The sequence below is a fragment of the Rhizobium sp. Leaf262 genome, from assembly GCF_001422245.1.
GTDB lineage: Bacteria > Pseudomonadota > Alphaproteobacteria > Rhizobiales > Rhizobiaceae > Agrobacterium.
Window position 1 is genome coordinate 327182 of record NZ_LMMM01000001.1, and the last position, 18335, is coordinate 345516.

The 18335-nt window shown below is 56.2% G+C and carries 14 protein-coding genes; 12 read left to right on the forward strand and 2 right to left on the reverse strand.

Going from position 1 to position 18335, the window contains the following annotated elements; genetic code table 11:
* The first annotated feature begins 21 nt into the window (after window positions 1–21).
* The 8 genes from ASF29_RS01505 to ASF29_RS01540 all read left to right on the forward strand — a co-directional run bounded on the left by ASF29_RS01505 (window position 22) and on the right by ASF29_RS01540 (window position 9466).
* Complete coding sequence (locus ASF29_RS01505; RefSeq protein ID WP_062447861.1) at window positions 22–927, forward strand: LysR family transcriptional regulator; 906 nt, start codon at window positions 22–24, stop codon at window positions 925–927.
* 40 nt (window positions 928–967) lie between these two features.
* Window positions 968–1879, forward strand: a complete 912-nt coding sequence (locus tag ASF29_RS01510; RefSeq protein ID WP_062448605.1) for a LysR family transcriptional regulator — start codon at window positions 968–970, stop codon at window positions 1877–1879.
* 175 nt (window positions 1880–2054) lie between these two features.
* Window positions 2055–2999, forward strand: a complete 945-nt coding sequence (locus ASF29_RS01515) for an ABC transporter permease (protein ID WP_062447862.1) — start codon at window positions 2055–2057, stop codon at window positions 2997–2999.
* Complete coding sequence (locus ASF29_RS01520) at window positions 2996–3814, forward strand: ABC transporter permease (protein ID WP_062447865.1); 819 nt, start codon at window positions 2996–2998, stop codon at window positions 3812–3814. Before ASF29_RS01515 ends, ASF29_RS01520 begins: the two co-directional genes overlap by 4 nt.
* Entirely contained in the window at window positions 3811–5439 is a 1629-nt protein-coding gene (locus tag ASF29_RS01525) for an ABC transporter ATP-binding protein (protein ID WP_062447868.1), read from the forward strand. The genes ASF29_RS01520 and ASF29_RS01525 overlap by 4 nt, the downstream gene beginning before the upstream one ends.
* Window positions 5440–5456: 17 nt before the next feature.
* Window positions 5457–6317: a serine hydrolase gene (locus tag ASF29_RS01530; RefSeq protein ID WP_062448607.1), complete on the forward strand. Its 861-nt coding sequence runs from the start codon at window positions 5457–5459 to the stop codon at window positions 6315–6317.
* Between the two features lie 39 nt (window positions 6318–6356).
* Complete coding sequence (locus ASF29_RS01535; RefSeq protein ID WP_062447870.1) at window positions 6357–7898, forward strand: ABC transporter substrate-binding protein; 1542 nt, start codon at window positions 6357–6359, stop codon at window positions 7896–7898.
* 104 nt (window positions 7899–8002) lie between these two features.
* Window positions 8003–9466: a M20 family metallopeptidase gene (locus ASF29_RS01540; protein ID WP_062447872.1), complete on the forward strand. Its 1464-nt coding sequence runs from the start codon at window positions 8003–8005 to the stop codon at window positions 9464–9466.
* A gap of 290 nt (window positions 9467–9756) precedes the next feature.
* On the opposite strand, the gene ASF29_RS01545 is transcribed toward ASF29_RS01540, so the two are convergent.
* Window positions 9757–11847 carry an ATP-binding protein gene (locus tag ASF29_RS01545; protein ID WP_062447875.1) on the reverse strand — a complete coding sequence of 697 codons (2091 nt, stop codon included), beginning with the start codon at window positions 11845–11847 and terminating at the stop codon, window positions 9757–9759.
* Complete coding sequence (locus ASF29_RS01550; protein ID WP_062448609.1) at window positions 11844–12590, reverse strand: response regulator transcription factor; 747 nt, start codon at window positions 12588–12590, stop codon at window positions 11844–11846. Before ASF29_RS01550 ends, ASF29_RS01545 begins: the two co-directional genes overlap by 4 nt.
* Window positions 12591–12808: 218 nt before the next feature.
* On the opposite strand from ASF29_RS01550, the gene ASF29_RS01555 reads away from it, so the two are divergent.
* The 4 genes from ASF29_RS01555 to ASF29_RS01570 all read left to right on the forward strand — a co-directional run bounded on the left by ASF29_RS01555 (window position 12809) and on the right by ASF29_RS01570 (window position 18329).
* On the forward strand, window positions 12809–13837 hold the full coding sequence (locus tag ASF29_RS01555) for an ABC transporter substrate-binding protein (protein WP_062447876.1): 1029 nt from the start codon (window positions 12809–12811) through the stop codon (window positions 13835–13837).
* A gap of 99 nt (window positions 13838–13936) precedes the next feature.
* The gene (locus tag ASF29_RS01560; protein WP_062448611.1) at window positions 13937–14962 is read left to right on the forward strand and encodes an ABC transporter substrate-binding protein; all 1026 of its coding nucleotides are present in this window, start codon (window positions 13937–13939) and stop codon (window positions 14960–14962) included.
* Window positions 14963–15039: 77 nt separating this feature from the next.
* The gene (locus ASF29_RS01565) at window positions 15040–17271 is read left to right on the forward strand and encodes an iron ABC transporter permease (protein ID WP_062447878.1); all 2232 of its coding nucleotides are present in this window, start codon (window positions 15040–15042) and stop codon (window positions 17269–17271) included.
* Complete coding sequence (locus ASF29_RS01570) at window positions 17268–18329, forward strand: ABC transporter ATP-binding protein (protein WP_062447880.1); 1062 nt, start codon at window positions 17268–17270, stop codon at window positions 18327–18329. Before ASF29_RS01565 ends, ASF29_RS01570 begins: the two co-directional genes overlap by 4 nt.
* The last annotated feature ends 6 nt before the right edge of the window (window positions 18330–18335 follow it).

Here is an 18335-nt window from a genome sequence, read left to right on the forward strand (position 1 = left end):
GATGTTATCCGGGGGAAGAGAATGAAAAAGTCGGGCGACGTCCAGATCAGTATCAAGCACATTCAGGCCTTCGACGCGATTGCTGCCACAGGCTCGACCATTGCCGCTGCCATTGATCTTGGCATCTCCCAATCAAACACCAGCCGACTTCTGCATCAGTTGGAGGTTTATCTCGGTGTACGGCTGTTCGACAGGGATAAGAACCGGCTCTCCATGACACGAGAAGGACTGAAGCTGGGACCGGAAATCCGCGCTATTGCGGATAAGCTGACGGCCTTGAAGATTACGGCGCAGGAACTGGAGGAAGGACGGTCAACGGAAATTCCTTTGAGAGTAGCGTTTCCCGCAAGCCTCTCCACAACGTTGGTGCCGCGTTTGATTAAACGGTTTTTGGCCGAAACTGGCGCTGTCAGAATAGAAATTGCCTCCGGGAACTACCTTGCTATTGAGCGGATGGTCGCTGAAGGGGCGGTTGATCTTGGTTTTACGCGCTTGCCTTCGCCGACGCCGGGGCTTCGCGAGGAGCATGTCATGCCGACGCGCAATATCTGCGTCCTTCACAAGAGCCATCCGCTTGCCAGGAATTCGAAGATCGACGTTGAACAGTTGAAGACCGAGAATCTCATTCTTCTCAACCGGGAGCGGGCGGTTCGTCACGAACTGGAAGCGATCTTCTATCGCGCCGGTCTTCGCCGCTGTCCGGCAATCGAAGCGCATTCTGTCGGTTGCGGCTGCGCACTCGCCGCAGAGGGGCTTGGCATCGCTATTGTCAGCGAATTGCTGGCGCTTGAATATCAGGCCTTGCCTTTGGCATTCGTCCCGCTTGAACCGACCATCTCCGTCGATTACGCCATTGTCAGTTCCGAACTCTCTTCACTTCCGAAAATGGCTGTGCCGTTCTTGAACTATATCCGGGAATGGGCGTAAGCCGTTTCGTATCGGCGTGAAACGGAGTGGCGAAGGCATGATCAATTTCAGGCAGTTGGAAGTTCTGAAAACACTGCTCGCGACAGGCTCGACCATTGCCACCGCGAAAAGCATGGGGCTTAGCCAGTCTGGGGTAAGCCGTCTGCTTCAGCAACTGGAAACGGATTTGGAACTAAGGCTTTTCGACCGGGATAAGGGCAGGCTTATTCCAACGCCTGAGGCCAGCATTCTGGCCCGAGATGCCGAAACCATCCTGCTTGGATTGAACAGGTTCTCAGGACTGGCTGAAGATCTCCGAAGCGGTGCAAAAGGCCCAGAGTTGGTAAGGGTGGGGCTACCAAGCAGTATGTGGGAGAATTTTGCGCCCGCGATGATGACGGATTTTGTGCGTGATTATCCTTCCGTTCGGATAGAAACCTTTTTCGAAACGACGTCCAACATTGCGCGTCTCGTTGAGCAAAAAGTCATCGACTTCGGCTTTTTGCGCAACGAACATCCTGCCTTGCCTGGTATCGACATGGAAATCGTGGCGACGGGAACCAGCGTGTGCGTTTTGCCGGAAGATCACGAACTGGCGTCTATGAAAGAAATCAGTGCCCGAGATTTGCGTGGTGTGCCGCTCATTCTGATCGGTCGCCAGAGGCCGACGAGAATGCTGCTCGATCAGACATTTACCCGCGAAGCTGTAAAGCAGAACGTCAAGATCGAAACTCACACCAATAGTTCGGCGTGCTCCTATGTGGCCCATGGTTTGGGTGTCGCAATATTGAGCAGTTTTTTCGCCAATCTCTACCAGCACCTTCCCATCGTGCAGCGGCCGTTCGTTCCGGTCACGACGCAGGAATTTGCGTTAGCCACACCTTCCGGAACGTCTGCTTCATTGGCGGCAAAAGCCTTGATGAACGCGCTGAAGCGCCAGATTGGAATATCACAACAGTATCAATCCAACTGACCGAGGCGCGCTGCCGCTCGCCAGTTTTGACTGGTAGGCGCCGTCTGCAAATTATGCATTAGGCTATGAAGATAATGCATAATATTGCGCTCATTTTTTTGATCCGTCATAGTTTTAATCATAACAGCCGGTGACTTTGCAGATCCGGTCCCAACAATCGTGTTCAGGGGAACCGATGATAAGATTCATATTCCATCGATTGCTGATGGCGATCCCGACATTGGTGATCGTCGCGATCACAGTCTTCGCACTCATTCGATTCATCCCAGGTGACCCGGCAGCTTTGATGCTGGGAGACATGGCGACACCGGATCAGATTGCCGAGATGCGCACAGAACTTGGCCTCGATACGTCGCTGCCCCAGCAGTTTTTCGTCTGGGCAGGCAACGTGCTGAGCGGCGATTTCGGCCAGTCCATCGTCAACAAGGAACCGGTGCTTCCGCTTGTTGTTTCGCGCTTCATGGTTTCGGCTGAGATCGTCGTGGTAGCAGTCATTCTTGCGAGCCTTATCGCGGTGCCTGCCGGTGTGATCGCAGCTTGGCGCCAAAACAGCGCGACCGACCTTGTATTGATCGGCACTGCCACTGTTCTGCTGTCCATCCCGACCTTCTGGCTCGGATTGCTTTTGCTTCTGTTCTTCGGGCTGAAACTCGGCTGGCTGCCGGTGCTGGGATATGTATCCCTATCCGATAACTTCGTGTCAGGCCTGCTGTATCTGGTCCTGCCCATCATGACGCTCGTCATTCATGAGGCCGGTGTTCTGATCCGTATGGCGCGTGCCTCCACACTGGAGGTCCTGCGGCTGGACTACATTACCCACGCCCGCGCCAAAGGACTTTCGGAGCAGGCGGTTCTCTGGAAACACGCCTTCAAGAACGCCTTCGGTCCGACATGGACGATGATCGGCCTGATTCTTGGAAATCTGCTCGGCGGCATCGCCGTCATCGAAACCGTCTTCACCATTCCGGGCCTTGGCCGCCTGATGGTCGATAGCATCTTCCAGCGCGATTATCCTGTCATTCAGGGCTGCCTTCTCTTCGTCGCCATGTCCTATGTGGTCGTCAACCTGGTTGTCGATCTTCTTTATCCACTCTTCGATCCGCGCGTGGTGGCCGAATGAAACACGTTTCTCTCAACGGCCTGATCGGCGGCGTTCTCATCGCTGTTCTCCTTACTGTCGCAGGCCTGAGCCTGTTTTGGACGCCTTTCGATCCCATGAAGCTAAGCTTCACGGCAAGATTGGCTGGTCCCGACTCACTCCATCTTCTCGGCACCGACGAATTCGGACGCGATGTCCTCAGCCGCCTCATGGTCGGCGCGCGGGCCAGTGTCTGGATTGGCTGCCTCACGGTTGGCTTTGCGGTTATCGCAGGCACCTTGATCGGTCTGATCAGCGGATATGCCCGCGGCTGGATCGATGGTCTGATCATGGCGGTGAACAATGCGCTGCTGGCGTTCCCCGGCATCCTGCTGGCGCTCGGACTTCTCGCGGTGTTCGGCGCAAACCAGTACGGCATCATCTTCGCTCTTGGCATCGCCTACACCCCATCCATGGCGCGCGTTGTTCGAGGAGCTGTGCTTTCATTGCGGGAGCGCGAATTCGTTGAAGCGTCCCGCGTGATGGGCAATGGCGAAATCTTCACGATGTTCAGGCACATCCTGCCGAATTGCCTCGCCCCCATTACCGTACTTGCAACCTCGATGTTCGGCTGGGCCATTCTTTCTGAAAGCGCATTGAGTTTCCTCGGTCTCGGTGTGCCGCCTCCGGCACCGACATGGGGCAACATGCTGGCCGCGGGGCGCCCCTTCATAGAGCAGGCCGTCTGGCTCGGACTATTTCCCGGCCTCTGCATCGCCCTAACATTGCTCGGCATCAACCTTCTCGGAGATGCTCTGCGCGACAAACTCGACCCACGCATGAGAGGTTTGAAATGACTGAAGGAAAGCTTCTCAGCGTCCGCAATCTTTCGCTGGAAATCGTCCGTCGCGATGTCGGCGTGGTGAAGGATGTCAGCTTCGATGTCGCGCCGGGCGAAATCTTCGGCATCGTCGGCGAAAGCGGCTCGGGCAAATCGCTTGCGACGAGAGCAATTGTCTCTCTGTTGCCGCCCGTCATCCGCAGGACGGCAGGTACTGTCATATTCAAGGGCCGTGACATCACCGCCATCAGCGAAAAGGACCTGCGCACGCTGCGCGGTGCGGAGATTGGACTGGTCTTTCAAGAGCCCATGACCTCGCTCAACCCCTCCATGACCATTGGACGGCAGCTGGAGGAGGGGCTGTCGCTGCACACCCAGGATCAAGCTTCGACAAGACGCGAAAAGATTCTCTCCATGCTGCAGCGGGTCGGTATTCGTGATCCAGAGAGGGCGCTGACGTCCTATCCACATGAATTCTCCGGCGGCATGCGCCAGCGCATCATGCTGGCATCCGTCATGCTTTTGAAACCGGCATTGCTGATTGCCGACGAGCCGACGACGGCGCTGGACGCCGTCATTCAGCGAGACGTCATGGAGCTGATGGTGGAGTTGACGACGGCAGAAGGCACAGCCGTCCTTTTGATCAGCCATGATCTGCCGATGGTCGCGCGTTACACCGATCGACTCGTCGTGATGGAAAAGGGCTCCATCGTTGAGGCTGGCACGACAGAGCAGATATTGGAACGACCGCAGCATCCTTATACGCGAAAGCTTCTGTCATCCTTGCCCGTACGTGGTGAAGTCCGCCCCATCGATACGACATCAGCACCGATGATCTCGGCCCGCAACATCGTCGTGGATTATCCGGGGCGGAAGTCGTTGCTCAAGAAGGGCGAGCCGAAACGCGCACTGCACGGCGTCTCGATTGACATTCACGAAGGCGAAGTTGTGGCTCTGGTCGGTGGTTCGGGCTCCGGCAAGACGACCTTGGGACGGACGATTGCCGGGCTGGTGAAGGAAACGGAGGGTGAGGTTCTTTTTCAGGGCCGCACGCGTGATCAGGACTGGCGGGACTATCGCCTGAATTGCCAGATGGTTTTTCAGGACCCCTATGCCTCGCTCGATCCTCGCATGACGATCCTAGCTCTTGTCGAGGAGGCGCTGCGTCTCGTTCCCGGAATAGACCGGGTTGCCAAGATGAAGCGCGCTTACGAAACGTTGGAGGAAGTTGGTCTCAGCGCCGATTTCGCTCTTCGCTATCCGCATGAGCTTTCGGGTGGCCAGCGACAGAGAGTGGCGATTGCGAGAGCAATCGCGCGCAGACCGCGCTTCCTCATTGCCGACGAGCCTGTTTCGGCGCTGGACGTGACTGTCCGGGCGCAGGTGCTCTCGCTCTTCTCCGATTTGCAGAAACGATATGGCTTTTCCTGCCTGTTCATCAGCCACGATCTCGGCGTTGTCGAACAGGTCGCAGATCGCGTCATCGTCATGCAGGACGGCAGGATCATCGAGGAAGGTGACCGCAATACGATCTTCGACACGCCGAAGGAGGCCTACACGCGGCGTCTTCTCTCGGCAATTCCCGCGCTCGATCTCAACGAGACCGGCGGCGTGAAACTCAAATGGCGCTTGGAGGCGTGACGATGAATACAGCACCCATGACATCCGGCAACGTCGGATCAACCGCCGAGAGGCTGAACGCAATTTGCGATGCGCAGACATTCGTCACGCGTTTCAGCATCAAGAACCTGCGCAATGGCGAAATTTTCGACCGTGGCGCGGATGAGGAAACGCCCTCTGCAAGTACGCGCAAGACATCGATCATGATGGCGGCATTGAAGGCGGTGAATGAAGGCAGGCTCGATCTCGATGAACAGATTGTCTACGAGGCGCGTTTTGCCGAGGAAGTCGCGAGCGGAATGTTCCGCTACCTGACGCCGGGGATCGTGATTTCCCTTCGCGACGCCATCACCGGCATGATGGTTCTTTCCGACAATGTCTGCACCAAGATGGTCTTCGAGCGCCTGACGCTGGAGGAGGTGGACAGCTACTGCAAGGCAATCGGAATGGAAGGCACGCATCACCGCTTTCTGATTCCGCCGCTTGCTCTTTCTCCGGATCACTCTCTGAAGTCCGTCACGACGACAACGGCGCGCGATCAGATGTTTCTGCTTCAGTCGATACTTGATGCTCAGGGTTCTGAGGAGGCTTCCAAGCGGCTGGGTGTTTCTCAAGCGTTGAGCGCCTATGCCTTGCAGACGCTGAAAAATCAGATTCTGCGATACGCTATCCCCTCGCGCCTGCCGTTCGGCACGGTCGTCGCCCATAAGGGAGGGACGGGAAAGCGGGGGCGGATGAATGCGGGCATCGTCTACAGCAATGGTGAACCGCTCTACATCATCACGGCTTTCACCGACCAAGTGCCACAGGAAATGCCAGATGGAACACCGGGTTACACCATGTCACTAGAAACGATCGGCCGCCTTTCGCGCGTTTGCTGGGACGATTTTCGAGGCTGAACGCAGAGCATTAAAATCAACAATAACAGAGGGTAGAACATGAAAAGCTTACTTCTTGCCGGAACCATGCTGATGGCGCTTTCGGGCGTGACGCAGGCACGCGATATCGTCATTGCGCAAAGTTCGGATTTGCGAAGCAATATTCCCGGCGTCAACCGGGACGGCAATACCGACGGCGTCATTCTCCATATCGTTGAAGGGCTCGTTGGTTATGCCAATAACGGGGAGGTAAAGCCTCTGCTGGCGGAAAGCGTCGAAACGTCCACCGATGGCCTGACCTACACCTTCAAGCTGCGCCAGAACGTCAAGTTCCACGACGGCAAGCCACTGACTGCCGATGACGTGGTGTGGAACTGGAACCGTTACATGGACCCGGCCACAAAATGGACCTGCATCAAAGATTTCGACGGCGGCACCGTGAAGGTTACGGGCATCAAGGCGGTCGATGCTCAGACAGTCACGATGTCGCTCGATAAGCCGTCAGCGGTTTTCCTGGGTCTGATGGCACGACCGGAATGCGGCTACACAGGCATGATTTCAAAGGACTCGCTCAAGGCCGACGGGGCGTTCGACAAGCCTATCGGCACCGGTCCGTTCAAATGGGATGAGTGGAAAAAGGGAGAATACATCCACCTTTCCAAGTTTGATGATTACCAGTCTCCGGAAAATGACGGCAAGCCGGACGGCATGGTCGGTTCGAAACGACCGCTGGTGGATGGCATCAAGTTCATGGTGATCCCAGACGCATCGACTGTAAAGGCCGGTCTGCAATCAGGCGTCCTCGATACGGCCGAAATCTCTCCTGACCTCATTCCCGAGTTCGAGACGAGCGAAAAAGCAAAGGTCATTGTTTCGCAGAACAACGGCAAGAATCTCTTCTACATCCAGACCCGCGACCCCGTGATGAGCAAAACAGGCGTCCGTCGTGCAATTGCGATGGCGCTCGATATGGATGAACTTGTCGCTGCGGCTTCCAACGGTACAGGAAAGACCAACGGCTCCATGGTGGCGTCGGATTCGATTTACTTCAGCGAGACCCAGAAAAAGCGTCTTCCTTACGATCTGGATGCTGCGAAAAAAGAGCTCGAAGCGTCCGGCTATAAGGGTGAGCAGATCAATATCATCGCCAACAAACGCGGTAATGTTCCCAGCTTCCCGGCAGCCGTCATCGCGCAGGCGATGTTGCAGCAGATCGGTCTGAATGTGCAGATCGAGGTTCTGGACTACGCGACGCAGGTAGATCGCCGCCGCTCCGGCAACTACCAGATCATCTCGCAATCCGTTGCGCCACGTCTTGATCCTGCTTTGATGTATAGCTTCTATGTTGGCGACAAGGACAAGAACGCCTCGCTCATGTGGGATAATCCCAAGGCAATAGAGCTGATGAAAGCCGCCTATGCGGAAATCGATCAACAGAAGCGTCAGGCGATTTTCGATCAGTTTCACGAGCTCATGCTGCAGGACATGCCGGGGATATTCCTCTACGACATGATCGACGTGTGGGGCGCAACCAAGTCCCTTGAAGGCCAGCCCGTCTGGCAGTCCAATGCTCGGCTCTGGGAAGTGTCGGTCGGTCAATAATCCAGTCGTTAGGCACCGCATACATGCGGTGCCGTTCATACGCCAAAGAAGCCTCTGCCATCGTCGATGCGCGGTGCAGGTTTCGCGTTGTCTTGAGGAACAGCATGCCAGATCAATCAGCCCTGAAATCACTGACTCAATCAATCGACTGTCTATCTCCTGAATTCACATCCCTAAGTGATCAAATCTGGGATCTGGCGGAATTGAAGTATGACGAATTCAAATCCGCTGAACTCCTTGTTTGGGCGTTGAAGCAGTATGGGTTCTCCGTTGAGGAAGGCATTGCGGGGATGGAAACCGCGTTCGTCGGCCAATACGGAAGTGGCAAACCTGTCATCGCATTCCTTGGCGAATATGATGCACTCGCAGGCATGAGTCAGCTTGCCGACATAGATGAGCAACGGGAAGGTGAACCCGGTGCCAGCGGTCACGGCTGCGGCCATAATCTTCTGGGGGCGGGCTCTCTACTGGCAGCAGTTTCGCTGGCAAAACATCTGGAGGCGAACGGTCTGCCGGGCACTATCAGATATTACGGTTGCCCCGGAGAAGAGGGTGGCTCCGGTAAAACCTTTATGGTGCGGGCAGGTGCATTCGATGATGTAGACGCTGCACTCACCTGGCACCCGGCGCCATTCAATGGCGTCAGGTCAACAAACAACCTTGCGGTGCTCGAATATTACTACCGGTTCAAAGGTACTGCGGCGCACGCCGCCAATGCGGCCCATCTCGGACGCTCTGCTCTCGATGCCGTCGAACTGATGAATGTCGGCGTCAATTTCCTTAGGGAACACATGCCGCAGGATTGCCGCGTGCATTACGCCATCACCGATGCGGGTGGACGTGCCGCTAACGTGGTCCAGGCCAAAGCAGAGGTGCTTTATCTCGTTCGCGCGCCCGAAATGTCCCAGGCTCTGGCACTGGCCGAGCGCGTGGATCAGGTCGCTCGCGGCGCCGCGATGATGACCGGTACGGAGGTCGAGATCGTGTTCGACACCGCAGCCACGAACCTCCTGCCAAACCTCACGCTTGAAAACGCCATTCACGAAAATCTGGTGGCGATCGGGCCGGTGCCGTTCGATGAGGCAGACATTGATTTTGCCCGTAAAATCCAGGCGACATTTACGCAGGAAGCTATCAGAAGCAGCATTAAACTCTATCAAATCAAAGACGATGTATTCTCCAACGAAAAGATAGATGGATCTACACCTTTACACATGGGTCTACGCGCCTTTGAAGGCCATTCCCACTTCCGCGCAGGCTCTACCGACGTCGGCGACGTCAGCCGCGTAACACCTACGGCGCAATGCTGGGCTCCAGCTTGGGCAATCGGAACGAACCCTCATACTTGGCAGGTGGTAGCACAGGGGAGAAGCCCTATCGCTCATAAAGCAATGGTGCACGCAGCAAAGGCTTTGGCCTCGACTGGTCTGGATTTGGCAACCTCCCCAAGCCTGTTGGTCAATGCAAAGGCGGAATGGGACGTTGCCATGGGAGACGAGCCTTATGTCTGCCCAATACCAGATCACGTGATGCCGGGTACCAAGCTGTCGACGACCTGCGCCTCATGATCGGAACAACGAGGGCTGAGTGACAGCCGACTCCTGCGCAAGCAGAGAGCGCACGTGGCTGGAACGCGTGGTCGCCAACAGAAGATACCCGCGGCGCGCATAATATTCTCGACATCGCGACACACAGCCCTCGAATTAACCTTGTACATCGCTCGGTTAAACGTTTGGGCATTTGGTGGCCAACGTTTGCTAGGAAGATCACATTGCCGGGCTGGTCGCGTTTTTGCGAAAGAAAAGCGATGAGTTGTGTTGTGTCTCATGGGGTTGAATGACTAATTGCGTAAGCGTCCTTAAAGTGGAAAACTTAGAGATACGCGAGTACCTCGGTTCGGCTCGGAGCTGATCTGTGCATCACCGCCACTTTGGCGTAGGAAGCCATAAACCAAGGCCAGCCCAAGACCCGTTCCGCCTTGGTGAGCTCGTGTTGTGAAGTAGGGTTCAAAGGCCTTATCGATTGAATCTTGGTCCATGCCCAGTCCGGTATCATGCACAACAATATCGAGGTCATTGCTTGAAAGGTTAGCAGAGATGGTGATGGTCCCACCGTCTGGCATGGCAGCGGCAGAGTTCAGACATAAGTTGAGAATAGATTGTTCTAATAGGGCAGCGTCGAGAGCTATTCTTGGAAGATTGTCTTCTATCTGCAGGTGGATCCTGTTGCGAGGCCCGATTGCGATTTCAAGCACATCCACCATTCCCTTCAATAAAACTTCCACATCAATGCTTGCTAAATGAATCGGCTGTTGGCTTCCTACCGAGAGCATACTGCTTGCCAGTTGGCGACCACGGTCGGCTGCCTTGCGGATACGGTTGATGTTGCGTTGTTGGCGGTCTGTGAAGCCTGTTTCACGTTCCAGAAGTCCCAGGCTACCCGTGATGATGCCAATCATGTTGCCCACTTCGTGGCTAAGTTGATGGGTCATGCGCATGATGCCGTCTAGCCGTTGCGCTTTTGCTGCCTCCGCCTCCTGGCGATCAAGGGCTGTGACATCACGCGCCAAGAGAACGATGCCGCCATCCGGTTGGCGGGAGATAGCGATCTCAGTCACGTCGTTATCGATGGTGCGGTGACGAAGGGTTATCCGATTATCGAGGCAGCCGGGATTGTCAGCGTGAGGAAGCAGCGTCGGATCGATCTCAGGTATCGTATTGATGAAGCTGCGCAGCGGCAGCTTTCGAGAGGAGCCTCCACGACGACCGACAAGCTCTATGATACGCCTATTCATTGTGATCGGGCGACCGGAGGCATCGAAGAGAGCTATGCCCTCGTTCATCGTCCGAAATGTTGAGCGGATAGTGCGCGCAGCTGCTTCAGCCGTACGTCTGAGACGAGAAACGCGATCGACACTTTCCTTGAAAGCTTGAAAGGCATTTGAAAGCCTGATGAGCTCTGTTTCTGATCCCTTGTATGAGTGTAAGCTGATATTCTGGTCGCCATTCGCAAGTGCGTTCATTCCGCCGGAAAGTGTCGTTATGCCGTTCGACACGCGCATCACAGAGCGGATTGACAAAGCAGAGAGGATGACAACAATCACGAGCGCGACAGCGACCATTACAACAAGTCGGGTCAAAGCTGCTGAAGCTGTTTCAAGACCTTCGTTTAAGCGCTTCGCTACGGCCTCGCTTTGTGTTTCGGTAGCATGAGACAAGTCGCGAGAAACAGAGTGAAGCTTCAGGACCGCTGTCTGAATTGCGAACATTTCCAGCAGATACTGCGTTTGTGCCTCGAAAACACGTGTATAAGGCGACGGGAGCCCCACCTCACGGGCGAAGCTGACGGAACCACTGGAAACGTCGGTTTCGGATATATACCGTCGTTGTAGTTCGCCCAGCTGGAAGAGGCTCGCTGCGTTCGCGGCTGCCTGAACCAAGGCATCAAGGCGTTGGCGGGCCAATGCATCCCGTACATTTTTGTTCGTGGCTATTTCGCCAAGGGCGGCGGCTGTCTCGGCCTTATGCCGTTGGGCGGCGTCGGCATCTGCGGCGAGTGAGAGAGTTTGTCGACGTATTGTTTGTAGCAAATCGACAACATCATCATTTGGCAACGAGCCTGGCTTCTCAGCATTTTTTGACTGCGTGATTGTCTCCAGAAGGCTGTCCACCTGAGCGACGACAGCCCGGCTTTCACTGGATACTCGGTAAGGCGATGTCGCGTTCATGAGGAGCGGCGCGCTGGAAACCAGATCGGCAACCTGTCGCGAAACGAGTGATGCTCTTGCGAGGCTCGAGAAGGCTTGTAGGCTATAGGTTGCCATCTCGGTTTTCGCTTTCTGCAAACCGTAGATGGCGACCGTTGACAGGATGAAGACCGAGGAGCAGATGAAGACGATGGCGAAGGGCAGCCGAAAGGCGATTGACTGAAGGAAGAGGCGATTGATCACGATTGCGGCTCTACTGCTTCGGTATGCAGTACATAGCCCTTGCCTCGTCGTGTCTTGATGTGCTGGGGAAGATCGGGATTTCTTTCGATTTTGCGACGCAGGCGTAGCACGAGCACATCGACATTGCGATCGATGAAGCGGTCGCTCTCGGAGCCAAGACGGTCGAGGATGTGCGAGCGGCTCACGGGACTGTTCGGAGTTTCAGCCAGAACCTCCAGAAGTGCGAATTCGGCGCTTGTCAGCGTTTTGCTTCGGTCGGAGAGGCAAATCGCGCGACGCGCAGAAAGATCGACTGCCCAATCTCCAAGCATGAGGGAACTGGCGTCTGCTTCCCGCTCCGGCTCTCTCTCTACTTTCAAAGACGGAGCGATGCGTCGAAGGACGGCCTTTATCCTGGCCGTCAATTCTATGGGTTCGAAGGGTTTGACCACATAGTCATCTGCTGCAGTTTCGAGACCCAAAACCCGCTCGGTAGCACTTCCTGCCGCTGTCACCATGACGATGCCGACATTTAGCCCTCTTTCGGTTCGGATACGTTGTGCGAATGTCCTGCCGGAAATCCCCGGAAGATTATGATCAAGTAGAACGATGTGGAAATCCTCGCGCTCAAGCATTGCAGAGGCGGCTTCCGCTGAATGGACGACGAGCGGAGACCATCCCTCGGCTTCGACAAGATCCGCAATCAGCTCTGCCATGTCCGGGTCGTCTTCGACGATCAGGATTCCGATCCTTTGATTTTGCACTGTGTAGTCCTCCCACCTGAGATCATAGGCAAGAGAAGAGAAATATTCAAAAGGTTGATGGTGATCGGCCATGTTATATTTGTAACATTCGTAACAGTTATTTGCTCGGCGCAGCTATCGTTGAAAGATCGGTAACCATTCTGCGGATTGCGCAAATTGACGCTTCTGTCATGCTTGACGTCAAGATTGGAACGGGGAGGTTCCAAGGGGAGGATCAAGTGAAAGTATCGCTCGTTGCTTTGAGTGTCGGCATAGGCCTGTGGACCTGCGGCGCGGTACCGGCATTGTCGGCTCAGAGTTTGAACATCGTCTGTGCCGCTGATGAGGCTTGGTGCGCGGCCATGCAGAAAGCGTATGAGGCCAAAAGCGGCGCTCAAACCACAATGGTTCGCAAAAGTACTGGCGAAATTCTCGATCAGATCAGGCGAGAGAAGGATGCGCCGACAGTTGACGTTTGGTGGGGCGGCACCGGTGACACGCATTTGCAGGCTGCATCCGAAAAGCTTCTGGAGGCCTACGCTTCGGACCGTGAATCGGAACTGCTACCGTGGGCGCAGAACTTCTTCACCATGTCGGGTGGGCAATCGGCTGGCATTTATGCCGGTGCGCTCGGTTTCGCCTACAATGGCGATCTGCTGAAGAAGGAAGGGCTTCCCGTTCCGAGTTGCTGGAAAGATCTGATCGGCGAAAGCTTTCAGGCCAGGATCATGACCGGTAATCCAAATTCTTCCGGCACTGCCTTCACGATGCTGGCGACGCTCGTGCAGCTCTTCGGAGAGGAAGAAGCCTTCAGCTACATGAAGGCGCTCGACCGCAATGTATCAGATTATACGTCAGCCGGATCGGCCCCCGTAAAAGCCGCGGCAAAAGGTGAGACCGTTATCGGCATTTCTTTCATGCACGATGCCGTAACGCAGAAGGAAGCGGGAGCACCGCTCGTCATCGTCGCGCCGTGTGAAGGAACAGGTTACGAAATCGGGGCGGTAAGTATTGTTCGAGGCACAAAAAACCGTGACGAAGCCCGTCGTTTCGTGGATTTCGCGCTGAGCCCGGAAGGCCAGGCGACGGGAGCCGCGGCGGGACAAAATCAGGTGCCGTCCAATGTCAGGGCGAAGCTACCGGCGGGAGCGCCGGACCTCTCTCTGATCAAGATGGTCGATTACGATTTCGCCACCTTCGGCACACCGGAAGAGCGAAGTCGGCTGCTGCAGCGGTTCGATACGGAGATTCATCCGCCCAGCCAGTAACAGCAAGTGTTGAATCGGACAGAGGCGCGGCAGCCTTCAACTGCCGACGGCGAAGCCATGTCCGGAGACTGCATTCAGACGCAAATAATGGAGGAAACGATGCGACTGACTATTCTATCCAGCCTGCTTTTTGCCGGTACCACACTGACTGGCGTTTCGGCGCATGCCGCAGGCGATCTCAATCTCATCTGCGCGGCGGATGTGGTCATCTGCGAGCAGATGAAAGGTGATTTCGAGAAGAGCCACGATATCAAGGTCAACATGGTTCGCATGTCTTCCGGAGAGGCATACGCCAAAATCCGCGCGGAAGCGCGCAATCCCAAGACCGACATCTGGTGGGCAGGCACAGGCGATCCCCATCTTCAGGCAGCATCTGAAAATCTGACGCTCGAATACAAGTCCAAGATGCTTGACCAGTTGCAGGATTGGGCAAAGAACCAGGCGGAAAGCGCCGGTTACAAGACCGTTGGCGTGTATGCCGGTGCGCTGGGCTGGGGCTACAACACCGACATTTTCAAGAAGAAGGGGTACAAGGAGCCGAAGTGCTGGGCGGATTTGCTGGCACCGGAACTGAAAGGCGAAATCCAGATCGCCAACCCCAATTCCTCGGGCACGGCCTATACCGCGCTCGCCTCTCTGGTGCAGATCATGGGTGAAGATCAGGCCTTCGACTATCTGAAAAAGCTGAACGCCAATATCTCGCAATATACCAAGTCTGGCTCAGCACCCGTTAAAGCGGCTGCTCGCGGCGAGACGGCGCTCGGCATTGTCTTCATGCATGATGCGGTCGCGCAGACGGCAGAGGGCTTCCCGGTCAAATCGATAGCGCCATGCGAAGGCACGGGCTACGAGATCGGCTCCATGTCCATCGTCAAGGGCGCGCGCAACATGGAAAACGCCAAGATTTGGTATGATTGGGCGCTTCAGCCGGATGTCCAATCTCGCATGAAGGACGCCAAGTCTTTCCAGCTTCCATCCAACAAGACGGCTGAAATTCCCAAGGAAGCTCCGCGCTTCGAGGATATCAAGCTGATCAATTACGACTTCAAGACCTATGGCGAGCCTGAAAAGCGCAAGGCTCTGTTGGAGCGTTGGGACAAGGAAGTCGGCGCAGTCGCCAACTGATCGCGTTCCTGGGCTGCTGTCGCCGTCGAGACTGATGGCAGCCCTTTTCTGACACACTCGAATTTGTGAGGTTGACCATGACCCATGGCAATCGCCGGCTGGATATTGTTCTGGTCTTGGGCGTCGCGGCTCTGGTGCTCGTGCCCTGGTATCGCATCGAAAGCGGCTTTTTTGGCCTTGGCTGGCTGTCGGAGTTCCCTCTGGCGTCACAGGTCGCGCCGGGCATTCTTCAGATTTTTTCCGAAGGTCGCCTCTGGCTTTTCGGCGTCCTGCTGTTTTTCATCGCAGGCGCTGCCGCGCGTGGACTGCACGATCCCGGTCAACGGGGCAAGCTGCTTGTGGCAGCGGGCAGTCTGGGCCTCGCCTTCCTTGTGCTCCAGGGTCTGGCAGTCGGTTTTTCAGGCTGGACATGGATGTTGAGCGAAAATCTCTTCGGCGCCCTGTCCGATGGTCAACCTTCCATGGGCGCCGGTGCCGTAACGATGGCTTTTGTCTTCGTCATGTTCATCTCCTTCGGCCTGGCAGAGCGCGGCTTCATGAAGGGTGATGCCTTTGTCGCGTCCTCAATCTCGCTCCTGATTTTCCTCGTCTTCGTCTTCGTCTTCTACCCCATCGGCAGCATGATGGTGGGGGCCGTTCAGGATTTCGACGGCTCATTTAATCCCGATGGCTTTATTCGAAACATGCGCGATCCCGGCATTTGGAGCCTCGATTGCGTCATCGGCGCTGGACGATGTGGTGTGGCCTGGCGAACTCTCTTCCTGGCGATCATGACGGCGGCCGGTTCGACCATCCTCGGTTTGGCCTTCGCCCTTGTTGCCACACGCACGCGCTTTCCGTTCAAGAAGGGTTTGCGGGTGCTGACGATCCTGCCGATCATCACGCCGCCATTCGTGATCGGTCTCGCGCTTACGCTGCTCTTCGGTCGGGCCGGTGTCGTCACCGAATTCATGTCGAGCGTATTCGGCGTGGAGCCGGGCAGGTGGCTTTATGGTCTGACCGGCATCTGGATCGCTCAGGTCCTGTCCTTCACACCCATATCTTTCCTCGTCCTCATCGGCGTGGTCGAAGGCGTCAGCCCATCAATGGAAGAGGCTTCGCAAACCCTGCGTGCCGATCGCTGGCGCACCTTCTGGCGCGTTTCGCTTCCGCTGATGAAGCCAGGCCTCGCCAATGCATTTCTCATCGGCTTCATCGAAAGCATGGCGGATTTCGGCAATCCGCTGGTACTCGGCGGCAGCCACGGCGTTCTCTCCACCGAGATATTCTTTGCGGTCGTCGGCTCCCAGAACGATCCTTCGCGGGCAGCCGTTCTCGCCATTGTGCTGCTCTGCTTCACGCTCTCGGCCTTCCTCGCACAGCGTTTCTGGCTCGCCGGAAAGAATTTTGCGACGGTGACGGGCAAGGGTGACAGCGGCGCGCACATAGCACTGCCAAAATCCATATCCATTGCCGTCCACGCTCTGGTCGTGCCGTGGATGATCTTCACCATCGTCGTCTACGGCATGATCCTCGTTGGCGGTTTCGTCAGGACGTGGGGGCTGGATAATACACTGACTATCGATCACTATGTCCGCGCCTTCTCCGTCAGCATCAGCAACGGCTCCATCGCCTGGACAGGCGTTGCCTGGAATTCCTTCTGGACGACGATGGAAATCGCCTTGATTTCTGCGCCGCTGACTGCCGCAGTCGGTCTGCTGACGGCCTACATCATCGTCAGGCAGAAATTCGCCGGCCGGAACCTGTTCGAGTTTGCGCTGATGATGAGTTTCGCCATCCCCGGCACGGTCATCGGTGTCAGCTACATCATGGCATTCAACCTGCCGCCGCTTGAGATGACCGGATCTGCCCTGATCCTGATCGCCTGCTTCGTGTTTAGAAACATGCCGGTTGGCGTTCGCGGCGGTATTGCTGCCATGAGTCAGCTGGACAAGAGCCTGGACGAAGCCTCGCTGACGCTGAGAGCCAACAGTTTCCGCACCATCCGGCTTGTGGTACTGCCTCTTCTGCGTCCAGCAATCCGCGCGGCATTGGTCTACTCCTTCGTGAGAGCCATCACCTCCATCAGTGCCGTCATCTTCCTCGTCAGCGCTCAATACAACATGGCGACCTCCTACATCGTCGGGCTCGTTGAAAACGGCGAATACGGTGTGGCTATCGCCTATTCTTCGATGCTTATCGTCGTCATGATTACGGTGATTGGGGGCTTCCAGCTGGTGGTCGGTGAAAGACGGCTGCGCCGCGAAAATCGCGTCGCCGGTCTCGATAAAGTCAATTCCATTTCTCATTCTCAGGAGAAAGTCGCATGATTACCGTCAAACCCGGTTCCGTCGTCTTCCAGAATGTCCGCAAAAGCTTTGGTGCTTTCACGGCCATTCCCGATCTATCCCTGACCATCGAGCCCGGCACGCTGGTAACACTGCTTGGGCCATCCGGCTGCGGCAAGACCACCACGCTTCGCATGCTGGCAGGTCTTGAGCATCCAAATTCCGGCCGCATCCTGATTGGTGATAAGGATGTTACCATGCTGCCTGCCAATGAGCGCGATGTATCCATGGTGTTTCAGTCCTACGCGCTTTTCCCTCATATGAGCGCGCTCGATAACGTCGCCTATGGGCTACGATCATCCGGGCTGAAGAAGAACGAGGCGAGAGGCAAGGCCGAAGAGGGATTGCGCCTCGTGGGTCTGGCCGGAATGGGCCATCGCCTTCCGGCAGAACTTTCCGGCGGTCAGCAGCAGCGTGTTGCCGTAGCACGCGCGCTTGTTCTGGAGCCGCAGGTTCTTCTCCTCGATGAACCTCTGTCCAACCTGGATGCAAGGCTGCGTCGCCGCGTCCGCACGGATATTCGCGAACTCCAGCAGAGGATCGGATTTACAGCGGTTTATGTGACGCATGATCAGGATGAGGCGCTTGCGGTCTCAGATCGCATCATCGTCATGAAGGATGGCGAGATCGCCCAGTCGGGTGCGCCGCGTGAACTCTACGAGGCCCCCGCGTCGTCCTTCATTGCGGATTTCATGGGAGAAGCGAATGTCGTGCCCTGCGAAGTCGTTTCCCAACTGGGTGACGAAGCGATCGTGCGCATAGGTACCACCGAGCACCGCATCCCGAGCCGACAGCCGCGTTCCGGTGCCGCGAAACTCGCCGTGAGGCCGGGCTCGATCAGATTAGGCGGGCCAGGGGAGGGCGGAATGCCGGGCCGCGTGCTGCACACCGCCTATCTCGGGGGGCACATCGAATACGAAGTCGAAACAGAGGTCGGCACGCTTTTCATCGTGGATCATGAAATGAACCGAACCGCGAGTGAAGCCAGTGACGTCACACTCAGTTTCAAAAACCGTGGAATAGCACTCATTGACGCCTGATCTATG

What these genes read in the sequence shown, in the direction of transcription:
- ASF29_RS01505 (WP_062447861.1), top strand. Translation starts at nt 22, where the DNA reads ATGAAAAAGTCGGGCGACGTCCAGATCAGTATCAAGCACATTCAGGCC.
- ASF29_RS01515 (WP_062447862.1), top strand. Translation starts at nt 2,055, where the DNA reads ATGATAAGATTCATATTCCATCGATTGCTGATGGCGATCCCGACATTG.
- ASF29_RS01520 (WP_062447865.1), top strand. Translation starts at nt 2,996, where the DNA reads ATGAAACACGTTTCTCTCAACGGCCTGATCGGCGGCGTTCTCATCGCT.
- ASF29_RS01525 (WP_062447868.1), top strand. Translation starts at nt 3,811, where the DNA reads ATGACTGAAGGAAAGCTTCTCAGCGTCCGCAATCTTTCGCTGGAAATC.
- ASF29_RS01530 (WP_062448607.1), top strand. Translation starts at nt 5,457, where the DNA reads ATGACATCCGGCAACGTCGGATCAACCGCCGAGAGGCTGAACGCAATT.
- ASF29_RS01535 (WP_062447870.1), top strand. Translation starts at nt 6,357, where the DNA reads ATGAAAAGCTTACTTCTTGCCGGAACCATGCTGATGGCGCTTTCGGGC.
- ASF29_RS01540 (WP_062447872.1), top strand. Translation starts at nt 8,003, where the DNA reads ATGCCAGATCAATCAGCCCTGAAATCACTGACTCAATCAATCGACTGT.
- ASF29_RS01560 (WP_062448611.1), top strand. Translation starts at nt 13,937, where the DNA reads ATGCGACTGACTATTCTATCCAGCCTGCTTTTTGCCGGTACCACACTG.
- ASF29_RS01565 (WP_062447878.1), top strand. Translation starts at nt 15,040, where the DNA reads ATGACCCATGGCAATCGCCGGCTGGATATTGTTCTGGTCTTGGGCGTC.
- ASF29_RS01570 (WP_062447880.1), top strand. Translation starts at nt 17,268, where the DNA reads ATGATTACCGTCAAACCCGGTTCCGTCGTCTTCCAGAATGTCCGCAAA.